22 protein-coding genes are annotated in these 21,618 nt (G+C 74.1%); 9 read left to right on the top strand and 13 right to left on the bottom strand.

Going from position 1 to position 21,618, the window contains the following annotated elements:
- Nucleotides 1-97 precede the first annotated feature (97 nt).
- From OCU29_RS12065 to OCU29_RS12005, 13 genes are all read right to left on the bottom strand, one after another.
- Complete coding sequence (locus OCU29_RS12065) at nt 98-736, bottom strand: response regulator transcription factor (RefSeq protein ID WP_261820131.1); 639 nt, start codon at nt 734-736, stop codon at nt 98-100.
- Nucleotides 714-2,315, bottom strand: coding sequence for an ATP-binding protein (locus OCU29_RS12060; protein ID WP_261820130.1), 1,602 nt, complete (start codon nt 2,313-2,315; stop codon nt 714-716). The genes OCU29_RS12065 and OCU29_RS12060 overlap by 23 nt, the downstream gene beginning before the upstream one ends.
- Nucleotides 2,312-3,244 carry a type II secretion system F family protein gene (locus tag OCU29_RS12055; RefSeq protein ID WP_261820129.1) on the bottom strand — a complete coding sequence of 311 codons (933 nt, stop codon included), beginning with the start codon at nt 3,242-3,244 and terminating at the stop codon, nt 2,312-2,314. The genes OCU29_RS12060 and OCU29_RS12055 overlap by 4 nt, the downstream gene beginning before the upstream one ends.
- A gap of 1 nt (nt 3,245) precedes the next feature.
- Nucleotides 3,246-5,123: a type II secretion system F family protein gene (locus OCU29_RS12050; RefSeq protein ID WP_261820128.1), complete on the bottom strand. Its 1,878-nt coding sequence runs from the start codon at nt 5,121-5,123 to the stop codon at nt 3,246-3,248.
- A complete protein-coding gene (locus tag OCU29_RS12045; RefSeq protein ID WP_261820127.1) occupies nt 5,123-6,535 on the bottom strand; it encodes a CpaF family protein in 1,413 nt (470 codons plus the stop codon). Before OCU29_RS12045 ends, OCU29_RS12050 begins: the two co-directional genes overlap by 1 nt.
- Nucleotides 6,536-6,560: 25 nt before the next feature.
- A complete protein-coding gene (locus tag OCU29_RS12040; RefSeq protein ID WP_261820126.1) occupies nt 6,561-7,757 on the bottom strand; it encodes a P-loop NTPase in 1,197 nt (398 codons plus the stop codon).
- Complete coding sequence (cpaB, locus tag OCU29_RS12035) at nt 7,754-8,533, bottom strand: Flp pilus assembly protein CpaB (protein ID WP_261820125.1); 780 nt, start codon at nt 8,531-8,533, stop codon at nt 7,754-7,756. Before cpaB ends, OCU29_RS12040 begins: the two co-directional genes overlap by 4 nt.
- Before the next feature lie 51 nt (nt 8,534-8,584).
- A complete protein-coding gene (locus OCU29_RS12030; protein ID WP_261820124.1) occupies nt 8,585-10,225 on the bottom strand; it encodes a TadE/TadG family type IV pilus assembly protein in 1,641 nt (546 codons plus the stop codon).
- Nucleotides 10,222-10,620, bottom strand: coding sequence for a TadE/TadG family type IV pilus assembly protein (locus OCU29_RS12025; protein WP_261820123.1), 399 nt, complete (start codon nt 10,618-10,620; stop codon nt 10,222-10,224). The genes OCU29_RS12030 and OCU29_RS12025 overlap by 4 nt, the downstream gene beginning before the upstream one ends.
- 163 nt (nt 10,621-10,783) lie before the next feature.
- Nucleotides 10,784-11,098, bottom strand: a complete 315-nt coding sequence (gene rsrA / locus OCU29_RS12020) for a mycothiol system anti-sigma-R factor (protein WP_179617098.1) — start codon at nt 11,096-11,098, stop codon at nt 10,784-10,786.
- A complete protein-coding gene (locus OCU29_RS12015) occupies nt 11,095-11,784 on the bottom strand; it encodes a sigma-70 family RNA polymerase sigma factor (RefSeq protein ID WP_246305191.1) in 690 nt (229 codons plus the stop codon). Before OCU29_RS12015 ends, rsrA begins: the two co-directional genes overlap by 4 nt.
- Before the next feature lie 89 nt (nt 11,785-11,873).
- Nucleotides 11,874-12,563, bottom strand: coding sequence for an alpha/beta family hydrolase (locus tag OCU29_RS12010; RefSeq protein ID WP_261820122.1), 690 nt, complete (start codon nt 12,561-12,563; stop codon nt 11,874-11,876).
- Nucleotides 12,560-13,375: an SOS response-associated peptidase gene (locus OCU29_RS12005; protein WP_261820121.1), complete on the bottom strand. Its 816-nt coding sequence runs from the start codon at nt 13,373-13,375 to the stop codon at nt 12,560-12,562. Before OCU29_RS12005 ends, OCU29_RS12010 begins: the two co-directional genes overlap by 4 nt.
- 83 nt (nt 13,376-13,458) lie before the next feature.
- Here OCU29_RS12005 and OCU29_RS12000 point away from each other — a divergent pair, with 83 nt between their 5' ends.
- From OCU29_RS12000 to OCU29_RS11960, 9 genes are all read left to right on the top strand, one after another.
- Complete coding sequence (locus OCU29_RS12000) at nt 13,459-13,998, top strand: DoxX family membrane protein (RefSeq protein WP_261820120.1); 540 nt, start codon at nt 13,459-13,461, stop codon at nt 13,996-13,998.
- Nucleotides 13,999-14,024: 26 nt separating this feature from the next.
- The gene (aroA, locus tag OCU29_RS11995; protein ID WP_261820119.1) at nt 14,025-15,368 is read left to right on the top strand and encodes a 3-phosphoshikimate 1-carboxyvinyltransferase; all 1,344 of its coding nucleotides are present in this window, start codon (nt 14,025-14,027) and stop codon (nt 15,366-15,368) included.
- A 7-nt stretch (nt 15,369-15,375) separates the two neighbouring features.
- Nucleotides 15,376-16,395 (top strand): ribosome small subunit-dependent GTPase A, encoded by a 1,020-nt coding sequence (rsgA, locus tag OCU29_RS11990; protein WP_179617103.1) that lies wholly within the window; start codon nt 15,376-15,378, stop codon nt 16,393-16,395.
- 9 nt (nt 16,396-16,404) lie between these two features.
- The gene (locus tag OCU29_RS11985; protein ID WP_179617104.1) at nt 16,405-17,313 is read left to right on the top strand and encodes an inositol monophosphatase family protein; all 909 of its coding nucleotides are present in this window, start codon (nt 16,405-16,407) and stop codon (nt 17,311-17,313) included.
- Nucleotides 17,314-17,420: 107 nt separating this feature from the next.
- Nucleotides 17,421-17,855, top strand: a complete 435-nt coding sequence (locus OCU29_RS11980) for a CBS domain-containing protein (protein WP_179617105.1) — start codon at nt 17,421-17,423, stop codon at nt 17,853-17,855.
- Nucleotides 17,856-17,902: 47 nt separating this feature from the next.
- On the top strand, nt 17,903-18,277 hold the full coding sequence (locus OCU29_RS11975; protein ID WP_261820118.1) for a metalloregulator ArsR/SmtB family transcription factor: 375 nt from the start codon (nt 17,903-17,905) through the stop codon (nt 18,275-18,277).
- Nucleotides 18,274-19,362, top strand: coding sequence for an ACR3 family arsenite efflux transporter (gene arsB, locus OCU29_RS11970; protein ID WP_261820117.1), 1,089 nt, complete (start codon nt 18,274-18,276; stop codon nt 19,360-19,362). The genes OCU29_RS11975 and arsB overlap by 4 nt, the downstream gene beginning before the upstream one ends.
- A gap of 28 nt (nt 19,363-19,390) precedes the next feature.
- Entirely contained in the window at nt 19,391-20,305 is a 915-nt protein-coding gene (locus OCU29_RS11965) for a DICT sensory domain-containing protein (protein ID WP_261820116.1), read from the top strand.
- Complete coding sequence (locus OCU29_RS11960; protein WP_261820115.1) at nt 20,302-21,618, top strand: NAD(P)/FAD-dependent oxidoreductase; 1,317 nt, start codon at nt 20,302-20,304, stop codon at nt 21,616-21,618. Before OCU29_RS11965 ends, OCU29_RS11960 begins: the two co-directional genes overlap by 4 nt.

The raw sequence follows: 21,618 nt of genomic DNA, 5'->3' as shown, positions 1-21,618 counted from the left end.
CCGGTCCCGCCACGATCTCGGACGCTGCGCCGAAGGCCCCGGACACAGCGGAACCGCACCCCCGGGGAGGAGGGTGCGGCTCGGTCGGGGTGCGGCGTCAGCCGGCGACCGCTGCGGGGTCGAGGAGCAGCCCGAGACGGTGTGCGGCGGCGAGCGCCTGGGTGCGGTTGGCGACGCCGAGCTTGCGGAAGATCCGGTTGAGGTGGGTCTTGACCGTGGACTCCCCCAGGTGCAGACGATCGGCGATCTCGGTCGTGCCCGCCCCGTCGGCCACCAGCTGGAGCACCTGCTGCTCGCGGTGCGTCAGGCGGGCGCTCGGGCCGGCCGCGCTCCGGGCGAGCGCCCCCGCCAGGCTGGCGCACGTGAACGCCCGCGGCGACTTCACGGCGCGGTGCGCGGCGGCGACCACCTCGGTGCCCCGGGTCTCCTTGGTGACGAAGGCGGAGGCTCCGGCCTCGAGCGCCGAGAGCACGGCCGCGTCGCCGCCGTGCATGGTGAGCACGACGAGACCGATGGTGTCGTTGCCGGCCCGCAGGCGGCGGACGACGTCGTAGCCGCTGCCGTCCGGGAGCTCCAGGTCGGTGACCACCACGTCGGGAGCCAGGGCGCCAGCCATCGCCAGTCCCTCCGACACCGACCCGGCCAGCCCCACGACCTCGTCGTCGCCGCACCGCTCGAAGACGCGCGAGAGGCCTTGCCGGATCAGCTCGTGGTCATCGATCAGCAGCACACGCATGGTCGTCTCCTCTGCTCGGGGAACCAACGGGAGCGCCGGGCGTCGACAGCACGACGCGCGTGCCGCCCCCGGGTCGAGCGGTGACGGCGAGCTCGCCGCCGAGCTGGTGGGCGCGGTGGCGCATCGTCTCCAGCCCCAGGTGACCGGGGCGGGGCGCGGCGCCACCGATGCCGTCGTCCTCGACCTCCAGCCGCAGGGCCCGGCCCTGCCGGCGCAGGGTCAGCCACAAGGTGCTCGCGTGCGCGTGCCGGTCGACGTTGGCGACCGCCTCCTGCGCGATCCGCAGCACCTGCAGCTCGAGCTCGGGCGCCAGCCTCGGGCCGCTCTCCTCTAGCATGACGTGCACGACCAGCCCCCGGCGCGCGGCGACGCGCCGCACGAAGCCGCTGACGGCGTCGGCCACGCCGGCGTCACCGACCAGGTCCTGGTGCAGCTCGAGGACGGAGGAGCGCATCTCGTGGGTCAGGTGGGCGACCTCGTCGCGCAGCTCCCCAGCGGTGCGGACGAGGTCGGCGGAGTCGGCGAGGTCGACCAGCTCCTCGGCGAGGTAGCCGATGGCGACGGTCCGCTGGGCCAGGCCGTCGTGCAGCTCCCGGGCCAGGCGCCGGCGCTCGTCGTGGGTGGCGCCGCTGCGGATCGAGCCCGCCAGCAGCGCGGTGTCGAGTTGCAGGGACAGCGGGCCGACGCGCTCCAGGACCAGGTCGGCGTCGACCGGACCGACGGGGTCGAGGTCGCCCAGCACGAGGACACCGAACACGAGCTCGCCAGCGCTCAGTGGCAGCGACAGGTGGCACGGGCCGGTGCGCGGCCGGCGGGTGCGGGCGACACCGCGGGCCTCCGCCTCGTCGACGGTGCTCGTCGGACCGCAGGAGGAGAGCAGCCGCGGCCCGCCCTCCACGTCGGTGACCCAGATCGAGGACCGGCCGGCTCCGACCAGGGCGCGGGCCGCGTCCTGCAGCTCGCGGCAGAGCGCGTCGACGTCCACGTCCAGGGCCCGTGCGCCCAGCAGCCCGTGCAGCTGCTCGACGAGCTGGTGGGCCGCCGCGTGCGGCGCCCTGGACTCGAGCACGGAACGACGTGACCGGGTCCGGGTCGCTGCCAGGACGCCGGCGCCCAGCCCCACCACCGTCCACAGCACCAGGGGCGACGGCTCACCGGGCCCGACGCCAGCGACCGAGGCCGCGACGTGTGCCGCCACGACGGCCACCGTCGCGCCCGCCCAGGTCAGGAGCGCCGCGACCACGCCGCGGCGCATGCCGGCCAGGACCACCGGCGCGACGAGAGCCACGAGCAGCGCATCGGCACCGTGCCCCACGAGGACGACCACGACCGCCGTCACAGCGGCCTCCGCGGGTCCCTGCCACAGACCCGCGAGACGCGGCGACACATCGAGGACACTGACCGTGACGGCGACCGCGGCGAGGGTCGCCAGGGTCCCCAGCGAGGCTAGGAGCGCCCGGTCGACGAGCACCTGCCCGGTGACCAGGGCCAGCACGCAGACCCGCACCAGGACGCCCAGCCGCCAGGCCTCGGTCTCGGGCGCCGTCGCCCTGGCGACGCTGCCGCCCGGCCCGGTCATGCGAAGACCTTCGTCATGCTCATGCCGGCCGGGCCGAGCACCACGATGAACAGGCACGGCAGGATGAACAGCACCAGCGGCACGGTGATCTTCACCGGCACCTTCATGGCCTTCTCCTCGGCCCGCTGGCGACGCTTCACGCGCATCTCGCGGCTCTGGATCCGCAGCACCCGACCGACCGGCACGCCGAGCTGGTCGGCCTGGACCATGGCCAGGCAGAAGGAGCGCAGGTCGGGCAGCGTGCTGCGCTCGGCCATCGCCCGCATCGCCTCGGTACGCCCGACCCCGAGCTGCATCTCCTGGATCAGGCGGTGCAGCTCCTGCGACAGCGGCCCGGTGGTGTTCTGTGCCACCCGGTGCACCGCGGCGTCGAAACCGAGCCCCGCCTCGACCGAGATGGTGAGCAGGTCGAGGGAGTCGGGCAGCTGACGCTGGATCAACGTCTCCCGCTTCTGCCCGGTGTTGTGGAGCAGCACGTTGGGCAGCACGTAGCCGAAGGCGGCCGCGGCGGCCGTGACGGCGAGCAGCGGGAGAGGGGCACGGCCGCCGGAGACGGACCAGGCCAGCGCGAGCGCGCCGAGCACGCCGGCGCCCAGCACCTTGGTGCCGATCAGGCGCGCGACGTCCCAGCCGGCCGGGTTGCCGGCGACGTCGAGGCGGCGCTGGAGCCGCTCAGCCGTGCCGGCGCGCACCAGCCTGCGACCCAGGCCGACGAACCGGTCGCCGAGCGGGGCCAGCACCCGCTCGTTGAAGGGGCGCTGCACCTGCGAGCGCAGCGCGTCGGGCGCCTCGTCGAGCGCGTGGACGAGGGCCACGGACCGGCCCACGGCGGCACGCTCGACACTGAGCACGCCGATGACGGAGAGCGCCAGCGTGCCGGCGACCACGAGCAGCAGGGCGCCTCCGAGGAGAAGCAGCGTCGGGGACATCTCAGACCTCCACCTTGACCATGCGGGACATCGTGAACGAGCCGAGGGCCAGCAGCAGGCAGGCGATGGCGAGCAGCACCAGGCCGACCCCGGTCGTGTAGAGCGGACGCACGAAGTCGCCGCGCGTGAGGAGCAGGAAGACGAACATCCCCACCGGCAGGCAGCCGAGGATCCAGGCGGAGAGCCGTCCCTCCGAGGAGAGCGTGCGCACCTGTCGGCGCAGGAACTCGCGCTCGCGCAGGGTCTCGGAGACGGTCGTGAGGAGCTCGGCCAGGTTGCCGCCCACCTCGCGCTGGATGCGGATGGCCATCACCACCCAGGCGAAGTCGTCGCTGCCCATCCGCTCGGCCACCGAGTCGAGCGCCTCCTCGACGCCGACACCGAGCCGGTGCTCCGAGAGCGCTCGGCGCAGCTCGCCGGCCATCGGCTCCTGGCCCTCGCGCACCACCGTGTCGATGGACTGGGCCACCGACAGCCCGGCGGACAGACCGCCGGCCATCAACGACAGGGTCTCGCCGAGCTGGGCACCGAAGGCCTCCAGCCGCTTGGCGTGCTTGCGGCGCAGCCACAGCTCGGGCAGCACGGCACCGGCCAGCAGGCCCAGGACCAGCAGCACCGGGCCACCGAGCGCCATCCCGAGCGCAGCCGGGGCCAGGACCAGCCCTCCGCGCAGCAGCAGCCACTCGGCGACGGTCAGCTCGAGACCGGCGCCCGCGAGCCGCCGCCCGACGCGCTGCTCGAGGTCGGGCCGGACCAGGCGGCCGGTGAGTCCGACGGCCGAGGACCTGAGCCCCCGCCCACCACCGCTCGGCGCCGTGGTCCCGAGGTACGCCGCGAGCTGGGACTGTGCGCGGGTCGGTCCGCGGGAGGCGCCCAGGGCGATGGCCGTGACCACGAGCAGCCCCAGACCGAGCGCAGCGAGCCCGCCGACGAGTGCGGCCCGACCCACCGTCGCGGTGTCGGGGACGACCGCGGCCGGCGGCGCGGCAACGCTTCCGAGGGAGACCAGCGCCGAGTCCAGCAGCCGCGAGTCCGCGGAGTCCAGGACGGTGAGGGTGATCTCGTCGGCTGCTCCGGCCGGGCGGACGAAGGACAGCAGCACCTGACGGTCCAGGGCGTCGGCCTCGGCCGCGAACACAGCCGCCAGTCCCCCCTCGTCGGCCGCGTCGACCACGGTGCCGCCCGAACCGCCGACGAGCTCGCCGAGCAGCTCGCGGTCCCGGGGGGACTGCTCCAGGGCGACGGCGTCGATGCTCGCCCCGGTGCGCGTGAGCGCGGCGACGGCTCGAGCGAGGTCGCGCCGGCTGCCGTAGTCGCGACCGTCCGAGAGCAGCAGCACCGAGCGGGCGCCTTCCGGTCCGGTGGCGCGCGCTGCCCGCACCAGACCGTCGTGGAGCCGGGTGCCGCGCTGCAGGACGAGCGCCTCCAGGGCCTCGGCCACGCGGTCGCGGTCGGTCGTCGGGGCGACCGGTTCGCTGACCTGGCCCCCGAAGGTCACCAGGCCCACCCGGACGTCGGCGGGCACGGCCTCGAGGAAGGCCCGGGCCGCCGTACGCGCGGCCTCGGCGGGACCACCGCGCATGCTCCGGCTCACGTCGAGGGCGAGCACCGTGGTCCGCTGCACCGTGCCCGCGTCCAGGGGTTCGACGACCGCGTCCACCGGGTTGCCGTCGACCCGCACCTCGAGGCGTCGCACGAGATCGGGTGCCGCGTCGGGGCCGACGCCCAGGAGCACCGAGACAGCCGCGTCGTCGGTCTCCACCAGCTCGATCTCGACGGCCTCCGCCGCCTCCGCTCGCGCCGGGGTGGTCGGCGCCGCGGCCCAGACCAGGACCGCCAGCAGCAGGGCGAGCGACGCACGCACGTCCAGGGCCCTCATCACTGCCCCCCGCGGACGAAGAGCATCGGGTCGACGTGGATGTTGCGCTCGGCCAGGCGCTCCAGGAAGCGGGGTCGCAGCCCGGTCGACCGCAGCCGCCCCAGGGACCGCCCGTCGACGTCCCAGCCGGCGGAGTGGTCGTAGCCGAAGACCTCCTGCATCGTGATGACGTCGCCCTCCATGCCCGACACCTCGGTGACCGACGTCAGCCGGCGCGAGCCGTCCTTGAGGCGCGACTGCTGGATGACGACGTCGACCGCGCTGGCGACCTGCTCGCGGATGGCGCGCACCGGCAGCTCCAGCCCCGCCATCATCACCATCGTCTCGATGCGGGACAGGGCGTCGCGCGGGCCGTTGGCGTGCACCGTGGACAGCGAGCCGTCATGACCGGTGTTCATCGCCTGCAGCATGTCGAGCGCCGCCGCGTCGCGGATCTCGCCGACGACGATGCGGTCGGGGCGCATCCGCAGCGAGTTGCGCACGAGGTCGCGGATCGTCACCGCGCCCCTGCCCTCGACGTTGGCCGGGCGCGACTCGAGGCGCACGACGTGGTCCTGGTGCAGCCGCAGCTCGGCCGCGTCCTCGATCGTCACGATCCGCTCGTCGTGCGGGATGAAGGACGACAGCACGTTGAGGGTCGTCGTCTTGCCGGCGCCGGTGCCGCCGGAGACCAGCACGTTGAGACGTCCGCGCACACAGGCCTCGAGGAGCTTGGCGGCCTCGGCGGACAAGGTGCCGAACGCGACCAGGTCGTCGACGGTGTAGGGGTCGGGTGCGAACTTGCGGATGGTGACCTTCGACCCGTCGAGCGCCAGGGGCGGGATGACGGCGTTGACCCGGCTGCCGTCGGGCAGCCTGGCGTCGACCATCGGGCTGGCCTCGTCGACGCGGCGCCCGACCTTGCCGACGATCTTGTCGATCGTGCGCCGCAGGTGCGCCTCGTCCGCGAAGGCCGCCTCCACGGGGGTCAGCCGCCCGTCGCGCTCGACCCAGATGTCCTCGGGGCCGTTGACCATCACCTCGGTCAGGGCGGGGTCGCTGAGGAAGGGCTCGAGCGGCCCGTAGCCCAGGATGTCGTCCGCGATCTCCTGGGTCAGCCGGGCCCGGTCGGAGCCCGACATCGGGCGGTCGGTCGCGGCGACGGCCACCTGCAGGGCGGCACGCACCTGCTGCTCGAGCTCGGACTGGGTGGTGTCGGCGTCGTAGAGCTTGGGGCCCAGGCTGCGCACCAGCTCGGCGTGGACGAGCCGCTTCAGGTCCGCGAACGGGTCCCGGAGCCCGCCGGACCGGGCTCGACGCCTGCTCTCGAGCGTGCCGGTGGCGGAGCCTGCCCCGCCGGGCCGGTCCTGAGGCGGGTCGCCGAGGTGCGCGGCCTGCCCGCCCGCGGAGGGGACGTCACGGTTCCGGACCACCTGGAGACGGTCTGCCAGAGACATGTCAGCTCACCTTCCTCGTACGGCGCAGGCGGCGTGGGGCCGCGCGGTGGGAGTCGGACGGTCCGGCGGCGCCACGCCGGGCGTCGGCCACCTGGGCCGTCGCCTCGGCCAGCGAGCGCAGCGCCTTGGCGGCCGCATGCCCGGGCTGGGCGCGGACGATGACCTCGGCGCGGTTCACCGACGAGAGCACGGCCCGGTGGGCGGGCACCTCGACCAGCGCCGAGAGCCCCAGCGTGGCCTCCATCTCCGAGGTCGCCAGCCCCGCCCTGGAGTCGGTCCGGTTGAGCACCAGCCGCCAACGGTCGCGGGGCAGGTCGAGCAGGTCGAGGGTGCCCGTGGCCAGCTTGAGGCTCTTGAGCGAGGGGATGTCGGGCGTGCCGACGAGCAGCAGCAGGTCGCAGCTGTCCAGCGCCTGCAGCGCGTGGTCGTCGAAGGTGCCGCCGGTGTCGACGACCACGACGTCGAACATCCCGGCCAGCGTGCGCAGCACCTCGCCGACCGGCTCCACCGGCACCCGCTCCCCGAGGTGGACGGGGGCGGCCAGCACCGAGACCCGCTCCGAGTGCACCGTCAGCAGCGACTCGACCCCGCTGGGGTCGATCTCACCGGCGAGGCGGGACAGGTCGGCCAACGTGTGGGCCGGGCTGAGCCGCAGCAGGATGGCGACGTCGCCGCAGGTCACGTCGAGGTCGACCAGGCAGACGCGGCGTCCCTGGTCGGCCAGCGCGGCCGCGAGGTTGGTCGCCACCACGCTCTTGCCCACCCCGCCCTTGACGGAGAAGAGGGTGACCACCAGACCGGCAGCGTCCGCCCCGACGCCCACGGGCGCCGGCGCGACACCGACCGAGCGCTGCGCCGTCTCCCTGGCCCGGGCCACGGCCCCGACCAGGTCGTCGACGTCGGCGGCGGCGACCACGCTGCGCACCCCCGCACCGAGGGCCTCGGTGAGGACCCCTGTGCCGACCTCGCCGCGCACCAGCACCACGGCGAGCCAGGGGCGCAGCAGCCGCTGCTGCTCGGCGAAGGTCGTCGCCTCCGCCAGCGCCACCGAGGCCCCGAGGACCACGACCTGCTCGTGCGGGTGCGTGGCCAGGTGCCGCTCGAGCTCGCCGGTCGTGCCGAGGACGGCGCACGGGCCGTCGAGCGCTGCGCGCCACAGGTCCACCAGGGCGGCGTCCTGCTCGACCACGGCGGTCACGACGCGCTCCCGGCGAAGATCTCCGGCATGATGTCGCGGGCCGTGACGCCCCGGTTGCTGCTCACCTCGGACTTCTCGGTGCGCAGCGCGAAGGCGAGGTCGCCGTTGCGCGAGGCGTAGATGACCCGCTCGGCCTGCTCCTGGTCGACCGCGATGGTCAGGATGGTCCGCGGGATCTGCTCGGTGGTCTGCTCGCCCTCCTCGGTCGTGGTGGTCAGCGCCGCCATCGAGGTGGCACCGACGCCGATCACCTCCACCTCGGGCAGCAGCAGCCGCGTGTACGGCGCCAGCCTCTGCGTGGTGCCGTCGGCCTTGTAGACCTCCGGGTCACCCGAGGCGAAGATGGCCACCCGTGACCCCGGGGCCACGAAGCCCGCCACCCTCGCCGGGTCGGTCAGCTCCACGCTGATCGCCAGCCGGTCGTCGGGGATCGTCAGGGTCTCGCCGGAGCCGGGAGCCCCGAACTGCTGACCGATGATCTGCTGACCGGGGTAGACCGTCGCCAGCGCCACCTCGTCGTCGATGGAGGCGGAGGAGGCCAGCGCCCCCTCGACGAGGTCGTCGCGCAGCACCTCGTCCTTCGCGAGCTTGCCGGCGGCCTGCGCGTCGGCCACGGACTCGCCGGCCTCGATGACCTCCGTGGCGACCAGGACCTCGACGCGGTCCTGACCTGCCGTCGCCCGGGTCTCGATGCCCTGGACGTACAGCAGGACCATCGTGGCGCCGAGGACGGCGATGAGGAGGGCGGTACCGAAGAGGATGCTTCGTCGTGCCATGTCAGTGTCCTTCGATCATGGTGCTGGATGGGTGAGGGCCGCCGCTCCGCGTCATTCGACGAGGACCAGGACCTTGGTGCCCGAGCCGGTGTAGTCGACCTCGTCGCCGACCGCCGGTGCCGTGGGCGGCAGCGCGTCCTGGCTGAACAGCACGACGCGCACCTCCCGGATGCCCGACGGCTCGGTGACCAGGCCGTTGAGTGCGCTGATGGTGCCGGGAGCCGACCGGGTCGCTGCGAGGGACTGGTCGGTGATGAAGCCCGGGCGGAAGGCGACGACGGGCCAGGACTTCTTGCCGGTCGACGGGTCGGTGTCGACGACGGGGATCCAGAAGAAGCGGGGCGAGGCGAAGATGTCGGCCGACAGTGCGGCGGTGCCCACCGCGTTGCCGGCGACCAGGTCGCTGAGGTGCGCGCCGTTGACGACGTAGCAGCTGAGCAGGTCGTCGTTGATGTTCCTGCCGAGCACCGTGGCCGAGGTGCGGGCGTTGGTGCCGCCTCGGCTGCAGCGGTTCGTCGAGTCCCGGTCGAGCCGTCCGGGAAGTCCGCCCTTGCCCGAGACGAGACCTGCGTTCGTGGCCGAGATCTTGAGCCCGGGCTCGCTGGCCAGGCAGTTGGTGCCGTCGACCGGGGTGGACGTGGACTCGACGCTGCCCGGCTTGCCGCCGCACTCCCCCGCGGGGCTGGGGTGCAGAGCGAGCGTGGGCTCGACGCCCCGGATGATGTTGTGCTCCAGGACGAAGGACTTCGTGTCCGAGCGCGGGATGTCGATCGTGCCGAAGTTCCCCTCCAGCGAGGTGTCGCAGTAGAGCTTGTCCTCCCCGACCGTGAACCGCTGCGCCTCGTGCTGCTCCGACCACTCCCCGGCCTCGAGGACCCGGACGTACCAGGCATCGGGCACGGAGAGGACGGCCGCGGGAACCGGGACGCTGATGGTGTTCGGGCTCGTGGTCGCCGGAGCGGCCACGTGGTGGTGGGGCGGGCCGCCGGCACCGGTGAACCCGACGCCGTCGGCCTTGCCGAGGAACTTCCCGCTCAGCGTCAGCGTCATCGACGACGTGCCCTCGGGCGCCGAGGTCGGGCTGAGGCTGAACTCCGCCTTGTTGTGCGTGCTGGAGTCGGGGTTCAGCGCCGGGACCGGCGCAGCCGTGGCGCTGCCCCCGCTGTCGTCGCGGATCGTCTGGGCGCCGTAGTCGCAGCCCTGCACCCCGAAGAACGGGAGGACCGCACCGGCGGCGGGCGACCTGACCTGGGCGGCGGCCCGGGCCGCCACGTCGAAGCTGTCGTCGTCGGAGAGGACGCGGCCCAGCCCGAGCGGCACCTCGGAACGGGGCGCCCACAGCTCGACCTTCCAGTCACCGGGGCAGCGGATGAAGCCGTCCTGGTCGCCGGGGGCGCCGTCGAGGTCGATCGGGTACTGGCCGGGCACGGCGTTGCCGGCGCGGGTCAGGTAGTCCTCCGCGGCGCTGACGACCTCGGCGTTGCAGCCCGCCTCCTGGTCGAGCTCGGCGACGGCGGCCATCACCGCGATGTCGACGTCGGTCTGCAGCAGCGACTTCTTGGCGTAGGCCTGGCCGAGGTCGACCGCGAGGGCGCCGACGCCGAGGAGCACCACGGCCAGCACCGCGAAGAGGATGGCCACGGCGCCGCGGTCGTCACGACCTGCGCGACGGGTGCACCGACGGGCGCTCACGGCGCGCACCCCGCCGGGACGTTCTCGATCCGCGAGGTCGCCGACTTGTCGATGGAGGCGTCGAAGAACGGGAAGAACCCGAGGTCGATGCTCTCGAAGGTGACGTTGACCGTGATCTCGTCGCCGACGGTGGCACCCGCGGGCTTCGTGGCGGTCACGGTGGCGCCCGTGCCCGTCGGGACCCCGTCGAGCGCCTGGGCCCCGGCCGCCTGGATGCTCGCGGTCCCGCACGGGTCGACGGCGCCTACCCGTGCCGCCTCACGGGCGGCGTGGCCGGCGGCCTGCCAGGACCAGAACCAGAAGCCGAACTGCAGGATCCCGAAGACCAGGGTGAACAGGACGAGCGCGACCAGGCCGAACTCGACTGCTGCCGCTCCCCTGTCCGAGGTACGCACGACACGTCTCGACGCCATCAGATCCCCCCCAGGTCGATGTCCAGGGGTGTGACGCTAGGGGGGTCAGCAGAGACCTAAAGTAAAGTCAAGGGGTCTCTGCCCCAATTTGGTGACGGCAATGTAAAGCGTGTCTAGCCCATTTGGGGCAAGGTCTGCGCCTGGGTCAGCGCTCGGTGATCTCCACCCGTACCTGGCGCATCCGCATCATCACGCGCTCGCGCAGCTCGGCGGGCGCGGACTCCGAGCAGGAGCGGGCGACGATCTGCTTGACGGTGCGCTGCAGGTCGTACTTCTCCAGGCAGGGGTTGCAGGAGTCGAGGTGCAGGCGCACGGCGTCGCAGTCGGAGGCCTCGAGCTCGTTGTCGAGGAAGTAGACGATCCGCTCGAGGAAGTCGACGCACTCCTCGGCCGACACCTCGTCGGTGTGCTCGTGGTCGTGGGGCCGGTCCTCGTGGGCGGGGTTCTCGTGGCTGGTCATGACACCTCCCCCGGCACCGTCGAGGCGGGCAGCAGGGAGTTGGCGCGCACGTGGTCGGAGAGCATGTCGCGCAGCTGGCGGCGGCCGCGGTGCAGCCGCGACATCACCGTGCCGATGGGGGTGTCCATGATCTCGGCGATCTCCTTGTAGGCGAAGCCCTCGACGTCGGCGAGGTAGACCGCCAGGCGGAACTCCTCGGGCAGGCGCTGGAGGGCGTCCTTGACCTGCGAGTCGGGCAGGTGCTCGAGCGCCTCGGTCTCGGCGGACTTCAGCCCCGAGGAGGTGTGCGACTCGGCACGGTGCAGCTGCCAGTCCTCCACGTCCTCACCCATCGACTGCTGCGGCTGGCGCTGCTTCTTGCGATAGGTGTTGATGAAGGTGTTGGTCAGGATGCGGTACAGCCAGGCCTTGAGGTTGGTGCCGGGCTTGAACTGGTGGAAGGAGGAGTACGCCTTCGCGAACGTCTCCTGCACCAGGTCCTCGGCGTCGGCGGGGTTGCGGGTCATCCGCATCGCGGCCGAGTAGAGCTGGTCGAGGAAGGGCAGCGCGTCGCGCTCGAAGCGCGCCGAGCGCTCGGCGTCGGTCTCCGTCTCGCGGTCGACGACCTCGGGGGTCGTCGCCGGCGCGGCGTCGTCAGGGGTCAGGTCCGCGGGCGCGGGGGCCGGGGACTCGGTGGTGTCGCTCATCGAGTCCCAGCCTAGCCGCGGTGCGGTCGGTTCGAGCAGGGCCATCACGTCAGGGGGAACCAGCGGACCCCGCCGGATGTTCCCGCGGGTCAGCGCCGGGTGGCGGCCGGGTTGCCGACCACGTCGCGCACCAGCCACTCCAGGGTGGTCTCGACGAGCACCGCCAGCGCCTCGTCCTGGGTCACGTCCCCTGTCTTGAGGGTCTTGAACCCGTGGTCGGCGCCGGGCACGACCGAGAGCACCACCCCGTCGGGCAGCTCGTCGGGGAACTCCTCGGGGCGTCCCATGGTGTCGCGCTCGCCCTGCACCACCAGCGTGGGTACGCCGCACCCGAGGAGCTCGTCGAGCCGGGAGCGCTCGGGCCGGCCGGGCGGGTGCAGCGGGAAGGCCAGCGCCAGGCAGCCGGCGGCGCCGAGGTCGCGGGCGCAGCGGGTCGCGGAGCGCGCCCCGGCGGAGCGGCCGCCGACCACGAGCGGGGTGCCCGTGGCCGGGGCCAGCGACGCGAGCGCGGCCGCGGCCGCCCGCAGCCCGTCGTCGAGCGTGGGCGGCGGTGAGGCGACCTTGCGCCCGGCCAGTCGCCACGGCTGCTCGAAGCGCGCCACGCTGACGCCGTTGCCGGGGAGGGCGGCGACGAGGGCCTCGAGGTCGCGGGTGTCGATGCCGACGCCGGCCCCGTGGCTCAGCAGCAGCCGGCACCCCTCCTCGGGGGCGCGGGTCAGGACCAGGCGTCCCGGCCCGTGCGGCGTCTCGACGGTGACGCTCTCCTCCGGGGCGCTCATGCCGGCCTGCCGGCCAGGTCGTCGGCCAGCTCGTCGGCGACTCCCGCGGGCAGGTCGTCGAGCGGCAGCGGGCGCACCAGCTCGGGGCCGTTGTTGCGCACGTTGCTGACCAGCGGCGCGACCGGGTAGGCCTCGAGCCGTCCCGGCGCGGCCGGGCTCAGCAGTGCCGCGAGGTCGGCGGCCCCCGGCGCGGTGGCCGGGTCGAGCCACTGCGCCCACCGCTCGCGCTCGACCATCATCGGCATCCGGTCGTGGATGCGCCCCAGGCCGTCCTCGGCCTCGGTCGTGATCACGGTGCAGGTCCAGCGGAACCGCTCGGGGTCGTCGTCGCCGCGGGTGGGGTCGCGCCAGATCTCGTAGAGCCCCGCCATCGCCAGCACCCCGCCGTCGGCCGGGCGGATGAAGAAGGGCTGCTTGCGCGGGCGCCCCGCCGCGGTGGTCTGGGAGGTCGGGTACCACTCGTAGTACCCGTCGGCGGGCAGCAGGCACCGCCGCGAGGCGAAGGCGCGCCGGAAGGCCGGCTTCTCGGCGACGGTCTCGCTGCGGGCGTTGATCATCCGGTTGCCGATCGAGGGGTCCTTCGCCCAGGAGGGCACCAGCCCCCAGCGCAGCACCCGCAGCTGGCGCTCGGGCGGGGCCGGCTCGCCACCGTCGTCCTGCGAGCGCGGCGGGCGCTGGAGCACGGCGTAGACCTCCTTGGTGGGCGCGACGTTGTAGTCGGCCTCCAGGGGCGCGGCGATCCGCGGCTGGTCGATCTCGAACTCCTCGATGAGGTCCTCGGGCCGCCGGCTCGAGGCGTACCTGCCGCACATGCGGCCCACCCTAGACCCGGTCCGCCGCCCTCTCACCCCGTGAGGCGACCACGCCGCGCGCACGGTCGTGTAGACAAGGGGCCATGTCCTTGAGCCGCATGATCGCCCGTCCCCTGATCGCCGCCGGAGTCATCTACGGCGCCCAGAACGCCCTGCGCCACACCGACGACCTGGCGCCCAAGGCCGCCAAGGTCACCGACAAGGTGGTGCCGGCGGCCAAGAAGGCCGTGCCGCAGGCCCGCGTCATCCCCGAGGACCCGGCCACCCTGGTGCGCATCAACGCCGGCGTGCAGGTCGCCGCCGCCCTCGCCCTCGCCACCGGCCGTGCGCCGCGGCTCTCGGCCGGCGTGCTGACCGCCTCGCTGGTGCCGACCACGATCGCCGGGCACGCCTTCTGGGCCGAGTCCGACCCCGACGTCAAGCGCACCCAGCAGATGGCCTTCTTCAAGAACCTCTCGATGATCGGCGGGCTGCTGATCGCCTCCGGCGACACCGACGGCCGCCCCGGCGTCGCGTGGCGCGCGCGCCGGGTCGGCAAGGACGCGCGTCGCGAGGCCGCCCACCTGGCCGCGTCGGCCAAGCAGGAGGCCCGCCTGGTCCGCGCGAAGTCCCCGGTCGGCTGAGCAGCCGGGGTCGGTAGTCTTCGCGGGTGCCCGACGCTGCTGCCGACCCCCGGCCCGACCACCGCTCCGAGCACTGGCCCGCGCCCCGGGCCACCTCGCCGCTCACCGCGACGGTCTCGCTGCCGGGCAGCAAGTCGCTGACCAACCGCGCGCTGGTGCTGGCGGCCGTCGCCGACGGCCCGAGCGTCGTACGACGCGCGCTGCGCTCGCGCGACACGACGCTGATGGCGCGCTCGCTGAGCGCGATGGGCGCCCACGTCGACACCTCCGGCGAGGACTGGCAGGTGACGCCGGGCGAGCTGCGCGGCCCCGCCCACGTCGACTGCGGCCTGGCCGGCACCGTGATGCGGTTCGTGCCGCCGGTGGCCGCCCTCGCCTCCGGTGACGTCTCCTTCGACGGCGACCCCCACATGCGCAACCGCCCCGTCGGGGAGGTGCTGACCGCGCTGCGCGGCCTGGGCGTCGACATCGACGACGCGGGCCGCGGCGCGCTGCCCTTCACGGTGCGCGGCGGCGGGTCGGTGCGCGGAGGCACCGTCGTGCTCGACGCGTCGGCCTCCTCGCAGTTCGTCTCGGCGCTGCTGCTGGCCGGCGCCCGCTACGACGAGGGCGTCGACGTGCGCCACGACGGCAAGCCGGTGCCCTCGCAGCCCCACATCGACATGACCACCGCGATGCTGCGCGCCCACGGCGTCGAGGTCGACGACTCGACGCCGAACCGCTGGTCGGTGGCCCCCGGGCCGGTGCGGGCCGTCGACCACCTGATCGAGCCCGACCTCTCCAACGCCGCGCCCTTCCTGGCGCTCGCGGCCCTCAGCGGCGGCAGCGTCACGGTGCGCGACTGGCCCGCCAGCACCACCCAGGCCGGCGACGCCCTGCGCGAGATCCTGGCCCTGATGGGCTGCGAGGTCGAGATGGTCGACGTCCCCGACGCGAGCTCGGGCCGCGGGCTGCGGGTCACCGGCCCCGAGCGGCTCCAGGGCCTCGACTACGACCTGCACGACGTGGGCGAGCTGGCCCCGGCGGTGACCGCGCTGTGCGCCCTGGCCGAGGGCCCCAGCCACCTGCGCGGCATCGCGCACATCCGCCACCACGAGACCGACCGGCTCGCGGCCCTGGCCACCGAGCTCGGTGCCCTCGGCGCCGAGGTCGTCGAGCACCCCGACGGCCTGAGCCTGCGCCCCGCGCCGCTGCACGGCGGGGTCTTCCACACCTACGCCGACCACCGGATGGCGCACGCCGGCGTCATCGTCGGCGCCGCCGTCGACGGCGTCCTGGTCGAGGACGTCGCCACCACCAGCAAGACCTTCCCCGACTTCGCCGGCTTCTGGGCCGGGCTCCTGCGCCCCGGCGCGGACGAGCGGGGCTGAGGCGGCGGTGAGCCCGGTGCGCGGTCGCTACTCGACCCACGACCACGAGCACTACGAGCGCCCGCGCCGCCGCACCAAGCCCCGCACCAAGGAGCGACCGACCTACGACGACGCACTCGACGGCCTCGTCGTGACCGTCGACCGGGGCCGCTACACGCTGCTGGTCGAGGACCGCACCGTCACCGCCATGAAGGCCCGGCCCCTGGGTCGCAAGGCGGTCGTGGTCGGCGACCGGGTGCGCGTCGTGGGCGACACCACCGGCGACGACGGGTCGCTCGCCCGCATCGTCGAGGTGCACCAGCGCAGCACGGTGCTGCGCCGCACCGCCGACGACGACGACCCGGTCGAGCGGGTCATCGTCTCCAACGCCACCCAGCTCGTCGTGGTGACCGCGCTGGCCGACCCCGAGCCCCGTCCGCGGCTGCTCGACCGGGCCCTCGTGGCGGCGTACGACGCCCGGATGGCGCCGCTGCTGTGCATGACCAAGTCGGACCTCGCCGACCCCGAGGTGCTGCTGTCGACCTACCGCTCCCTGGGCGTCCCGTGGGTGGTGACCCAGCGCGGCGGCGACCTCGACGAGCTGCGCGAGCGCCTCGCCGGACAGATCAGCGTGATGGTCGGGCACAGCGGCGTGGGCAAGTCGACGCTGGTCAACGCGCTGGTGCCCAGCGCGCACCGCGAGGTCGGCCACGTCAACGCGGTCACCGGCCGCGGCCGCCACACCTCGACCTCGGCCTACATGCTGCGGCTGCCGCCGCTGCCGGGGCGCTCCGAGGCCGACGCCGGCTGGATCGTCGACACCCCGGGCATCCGGTCCTTCGGGCTGGCCCACGTCGAGCCCGAGCACCTCATCGAGGCCTTCCCCGACCTCGACGAGATGACCGAGGGCTGCCCGCGCGGGTGCACCCACGGCGAGGACGAGCCCGAGTGCGGGCTCGACGAGGCGATCACCTCGGGCGAGGCCGACCCCGACCGGGTCACGTCCTTCCGGCGGCTGCTGGCCGCCCGCTCCGCCTCCGACCACTAGCCTGTGGGCGTGTCCCCCGACCAGAGCCCCGCGCACGACTACACCGACGACCTGCGCCTGGCCCACCTGCTGGCCGACGACGCCGACTCCCTGAGCACCGCGCGCTTCAAGGCGCTCGACCTGCACGTGATGAGCAAGCCCGACCTGACGCCGGTCACCGACGCCGACCAGGCCGTCGAGGAGGCGATCCGACGCACCCTGTCGCGGGTCCGCTCGCGCGACGCCGTGACCGGCGAGGAGCAGGGCACCACCGGCAACAGCCAGCGCCGCTGGATCGTCGACCCGATCGACGGCACCAAGAACTTCGTGCGCGGCGTCCCGGTGTGGGCCACCCTGATCTCGCTCGTGGTCGAGGACGAGGTGGTGCTCGGCGTCGTCTCCGCCCCGCAGCTGCAGCGGCGCTGGTGGGCCTCGGCCGGCCACGGCGCCTGGACCGGCCGCTCCCTGCTCAAGGCCACTCGCATGCAGGTCTCCGACGTACGCCGCCTCGAGGACGCCTCGCTGTCCTACTCCTCGCTCTCGGGCTGGGACGAGCGCGGCCGCCTCGACGACATGGTCGGGCTGATGCGTCGGGTGTGGCGCACCCGCGCCTACGGCGACTTCTGGTCCTACATGCTGGTGGCCGAGGGGGCCGTCGACCTCGCGGCCGAGCCCGAGCTGGAGGTCTACGACATGGCCGCGCTCGACGTCATCGTGCGCGAGGCGGGCGGGCGCTTCACCAGCCTCGACGGCACCGACGGACCCTTCGGCGGCAACGCGCTGGCCTCCAACGGCCACCTCCACGAGGCCGCGATGACGTTCCTGGGCTCGTTGCCCGACGACGACGGCGGCGACGAGGACCCCGACTGGCCGCGCACCGGGCCGGGCTCGGTCTCGCCGCTGCGCGGGCGTCGCGGCGGCGACCAGCACCTGCCCTGAGCCGGTCGTCCACGACCTGGGCGGGTCCCGTGCGTGAGCGCGCTCACACTTGTACCGTCGAGGTAGCGGTCGTCGACGTCGGCGACCCCGGTCACGGAGGTGTGCACATGAGGATCGCGGACCTGTTGAGCGGCAAGCGCGGCGTCGAGGGCGTCGTGACCATCTCCCCCGAGGCCGGCGTGCGCGAGCTGCTGGCGCTCCTGGCCGAGCACAACATCGGCGCGGTCGTCGTGAGCAGCGACGGCGAGGCGATCGAGGGCATCGTCAGCGAGCGTGACGTCGTGCGCCGCCTGGCCCAGGACGGCACGGTGGTCAACAACACCGTGGGCGCGATCATGACGGCCTCGGTCGAGTGCACCGAGCCCGACGCCGACCTCGACGTGGTGATGCAGCTGATGACCGAGCGCCGCATCCGGCACGTGCCGGTGCGCGACGGCGGCGCCCTGGTGGGCATCGTGAGCATCGGCGACCTGGTCAAGCACAAGATCGACCAGCTGACCTTCGAGCGCGACCAGCTCGACTCCTACGTGCACCAGGCCTGACGCACGACATTTACCCCCCTGACATCGACACGTGTCAGTATTCACGCATGTCGATGTCTGCCTGTGCCCCTGACGACCCGCTCGCCTGCTGCACCCCGCTGGCCCGCGAGCCGCTGAGCCTGGAGCAGGCGACCTCGGTCGCGGCGGTGCTCAAGGCGGTGGCCGACCCCGTCCGCCTGCGCCTGCTCTCGCTGGTCCTGGCCCACGAGGGCGGCGAGGCCTGCGTCTGCGACCTGCAGCCGGCCTTCGACCTCTCCCAGCCCACGATCAGCCACCACCTCAAGGTGCTGCACGACGCCGGCCTCCTGCACCGCGAGAAGCGCGGGGTGTGGGTCTACTACCGGGTGCGCCCCGAGGCCATGCAGGCCTTCCTGACCCTCTTCGGCGCCGTGCCCGACTCGCTGGCCGGGACCCCCGCATGAGCGCGGTGCAGCAGGACGCCGCCGACGCCGCGGTCGGCGCGCGGCTCTCGACCCTCGACCGCTTCCTGCCCGTCTGGATCCTCCTGGCGATGGCCGCGGGCCTGCTGCTCGGCCGCGGCGTCCCCGGGCTCGACGAGGCGCTGGCCCGGGTCGAGGTCGCCTCGGTCTCGCTGCCGATCGCGATCGGCCTGCTGGTGATGATGTACCCGGTGCTGGCCAAGGTCCGCTACGACGAGCTGGGCCACGTCACCGCCGACCGGCGGCTGCTGGTCGCCTCGATCGTGCTGAACTGGCTGATCGGCCCGGCGCTGATGTTCGCGCTGGCCTGGCTGATGCTGCCCGACCTGCCGGAGTACCGCACCGGCCTGATCATCGTCGGCCTGGCCCGCTGCATCGCCATGGTGCTGATCTGGAACGACCTGGCCTGCGGTGACCGCGAGGCCGCGGCGATCCTGGTGGCGATCAACTCGGTCTTCCAGATCGTGGCCTTCGCCGGCCTCGGTTGGTTCTACCTCGACCTGCTGCCCGGCTGGCTCGGCCTGGGCGACGACGGCGCCGGGGGTGGCCTCGACGTGTCGATCTGGTCGATCGCGGTCTCGGTGCTGATCTTCCTGGGCATCCCGCTGCTGGCCGGCTTCCTGACCCGCACCCTCGGCGAGCGCACCAAGGGCCGCGAGTGGTACGAGGCGCGGCTGCTGCCGGCGATCGGTCCCTGGGCGCTCTACGGCCTGCTCTTCACGATCGTGGTGCTCTTCGCCCTCCAGGGCGAGACCATCACCAGCCAGCCGCTCGACGTGGCCCGGATCGCGCTGCCGCTGCTGGCCTACTTCGCGCTGATGTGGGCGGGCTCCTTCGTCTTCGCCATGGCGCTGGGGATGACCTACGAGCGCACCACGACGCTCGCCTTCACCGCGGCCGGCAACAACTTCGAGCTGGCGATCGCGGTGGCGATCGGCGTCTTCGGCGTCACCTCCGGCCAGGCCCTGGCCGGAGTCGTGGGGCCCCTGATCGAGGTGCCCGTGCTGGTCGGGCTGGTCTACGTGTCGCTGTGGGCCCGACGGAGGTTTTTCTCAACAGTTTCCTAAACAGCCTGTTGAGTATTAGGGTGTGGGCATGACCCAGCCCACCGAGCACGACGCCCGCGACGCCCGTGACGCCCGCCTCTCGATCGGCGACCTCGCCGAGCAGACCGGCGTCTCCCCCGCCACGCTGCGCATGTGGGAGCAGCGCCACGGCTTCCCGGTGCCCCAGCGCCTCGACAGCGGGCACCGGCGCTACCTCGAGACCGACGTCGACGCCGTGCGCCGCGTGCTCGAGAGCCGCGACGCGGGCACCCGCCTCGACGTGGCGATCGAGCGGGCGGTGCGGGCGCTGCAGGCCGACGCCGAGCCCCGCACCCCCTCGGTGTGGGCCGAGCTGCGCCGCCGCCACCCCCACCTCGACACCCACCGGCTGAGCAAGTCGACGCTGCTGGCGCTGTCGTGGGCCATCGAGGACGAGTTCGCCGCGCGCGCCGACCGCGCCCACCTCTTCGGGCTCTTCCAGCGCCGGCGCAACTTCGAGCGCGCCGAGCAGCGCTGGGACGAGCTGGCCCGGGTGGCCGCCTCGACGTTCGTCTACGCCGACTTCGACGCCGACGAGGCGCGGGCCGACGACACGACCAGCATCCGGCGCCCAGTGCGGGTGCCGCTGGCCGTCGACGCGCCCATGCGCCGCGAGTGGGCGGTGGTCGTCGACAGCGTCGACCTGCCCATCGCGCTGACGGCCTGGGAGCTGCCGGGCCAGGACGACGTCGCCAACCGCGACAAGGTCTTCGAGTCGTCGTGGACCGTCGAGCCGCGCGCGGTGCGCGACGCCGCACGCATCTGCGCCCGGGTCGCCGCCGACGCCGGCGCCGCCCAGGCGCCCTCGACGCTCTACCACCTCGCCGACGAGCCGGGCCCGGGGATGGCCGACCTGCGCTCGGTGACCACGCTCTTCAACCGGGTCGTCGCCTACGTCGACCGCGCCCCCCGCTCGCACGGGTGAGCGGCACGCAGCGCCTGCCCGCCCGGGTCGACGTCGCCGTGCTCGGCGCCGGCCTCGCCGGGCTCCAGTGCGCCCGCGAGCTGGTCGGCGCGGGGCTCGACGTCGTCGTGCTCGACCCGGCCGACGCGGTGGGTGGCCGGGTGCGCTCCGAGCACGTCGACGGCTTCACCGTCGACCGGGGCTTCCAGCTGCTCAACCCCGCCTACCCCGCCGTGCGCCGCTGGGTGGACACCTCCGCCCTGGGGCTGCAGCCGCTGCCCGCCGGGGTGGCCGCCCGGCTGGACGGCGGCACCTCCCGCGTGGCCGACCCGCGGCGCGAGCCCCGGCTGCTGCCCGCGACGGTGCGCGGCGCCCTGCCCCTGCTGCGCGGCGCGCCCGCGGCGGCACGTTGGGGCCGACCGCTGCTGACCCGCGACCACCGCGGGCTGGTCGGCCGGGCCGCCCGCACCCGGCCCGACGGGTCGCTGCGCTCGGCGCTCGACGCCCACGGGGTGCGCGGGGACCTGCGCCGCGTGCTCGACGCCTTCCTGGCGGGGGTGGTGCTCGACAACAGCGGCGAGACCTCCGACCACTTCGCGCTGCTGCTGACGCGCGCCTTCCTCGACGGCACGCCCTCGCTGCCGCGCGCCGGCATGCAGGCGCTGCCCGACCAGCTGGCCCGCGGGCTCGGCGAGCGCCTCCACCTCGGCCGGGCGGCGGTCGCGCTGCGCCCCGACGACGGCGGGGCCACGGTCGAGACCGAGGACGGCCCGGTCGAGGCGCGGGTGGTCGTCGTGGCCACCTCGGGCGTGGCCGCGGCCTCGCTGCTGGGCGACTCGGTGCTGCCGCCCCCGGCCACCCGCGGCGTCGTCACGCACTGGTGGGCGCTGCCCGGCGACCGGGTGGACCCGGGCCCCGGCCTGCTGCACGTCGACGCCCGCAGCCGCCCGACCGGCCCGCTGGTCAACACCGCCGTCGTCTCGGCCGCCGCGCCGTCGTACGCGCCGCGGGGGCAGCACCTGGTGCAGGCCTCGGCGCTCATCGGCGACGGGCGGGAGGTGCCCGACGAGGCGACGATGCGCCGCCAGGCCGCCGAGCTGCTCGGCGCCGGCGCCTCGGGGTGGGAGACGGTGGCGCGCCACGAGGTGCACGACGCGCTGCCCGCCCAGCCCGCGCCGCTCGCGCACCGCCGGCAGCAGGTGCTCGGCCCCTCGCTCGTGGTCTGCGGCGACCACCGCGACACGGCCTCGCTGCAGGGCGCGCTGGTCAGCGGCCACCGCGCCGCGGGCGCCGTACGCCGCCTGGTCGGGGCACTCGCGCACGAGCGGCGCTGA

It is taken from the genome of Nocardioides sp. OK12, from assembly GCF_024341885.1.
Classification (GTDB): Bacteria; Actinomycetota; Actinomycetes; order Propionibacteriales; family Nocardioidaceae; genus Nocardioides; species Nocardioides marinisabuli.
Note: the sequence above shows the minus strand (reverse complement) of the source record. Positions and strands in the feature narration are given on the sequence as shown.

Coding starts and splice junctions, on each gene's coding strand:
- OCU29_RS11980 (WP_179617105.1), top strand. CDS start 17,421: ATGAGGATCGCGGACCTGTTGAGCGGCAAGCGCGGCGTCGAGGGCGTC.
- OCU29_RS12005 (WP_261820121.1), bottom strand. CDS start 13,375: ATGTGCGGCAGGTACGCCTCGAGCCGGCGGCCCGAGGACCTCATCGAG.
- OCU29_RS11975 (WP_261820118.1), top strand. CDS start 17,903: ATGTCGATGTCTGCCTGTGCCCCTGACGACCCGCTCGCCTGCTGCACC.
- OCU29_RS12000 (WP_261820120.1), top strand. CDS start 13,459: ATGTCCTTGAGCCGCATGATCGCCCGTCCCCTGATCGCCGCCGGAGTC.
- cpaB (WP_261820125.1), bottom strand. CDS start 8,533: ATGGCACGACGAAGCATCCTCTTCGGTACCGCCCTCCTCATCGCCGTC.
- OCU29_RS11965 (WP_261820116.1), top strand. CDS start 19,391: ATGACCCAGCCCACCGAGCACGACGCCCGCGACGCCCGTGACGCCCGC.
- OCU29_RS12060 (WP_261820130.1), bottom strand. CDS start 2,315: ATGACCGGGCCGGGCGGCAGCGTCGCCAGGGCGACGGCGCCCGAGACC.
- arsB (WP_261820117.1), top strand. CDS start 18,274: ATGAGCGCGGTGCAGCAGGACGCCGCCGACGCCGCGGTCGGCGCGCGG.
- rsrA (WP_179617098.1), bottom strand. CDS start 11,098: ATGACCAGCCACGAGAACCCCGCCCACGAGGACCGGCCCCACGACCAC.
- OCU29_RS12010 (WP_261820122.1), bottom strand. CDS start 12,563: ATGAGCGCCCCGGAGGAGAGCGTCACCGTCGAGACGCCGCACGGGCCG.
- OCU29_RS12065 (WP_261820131.1), bottom strand. CDS start 736: ATGCGTGTGCTGCTGATCGATGACCACGAGCTGATCCGGCAAGGCCTC.
- OCU29_RS12055 (WP_261820129.1), bottom strand. CDS start 3,244: ATGTCCCCGACGCTGCTTCTCCTCGGAGGCGCCCTGCTGCTCGTGGTC.
- OCU29_RS12050 (WP_261820128.1), bottom strand. CDS start 5,123: ATGAGGGCCCTGGACGTGCGTGCGTCGCTCGCCCTGCTGCTGGCGGTC.
- OCU29_RS12015 (WP_246305191.1), bottom strand. CDS start 11,784: ATGAGCGACACCACCGAGTCCCCGGCCCCCGCGCCCGCGGACCTGACC.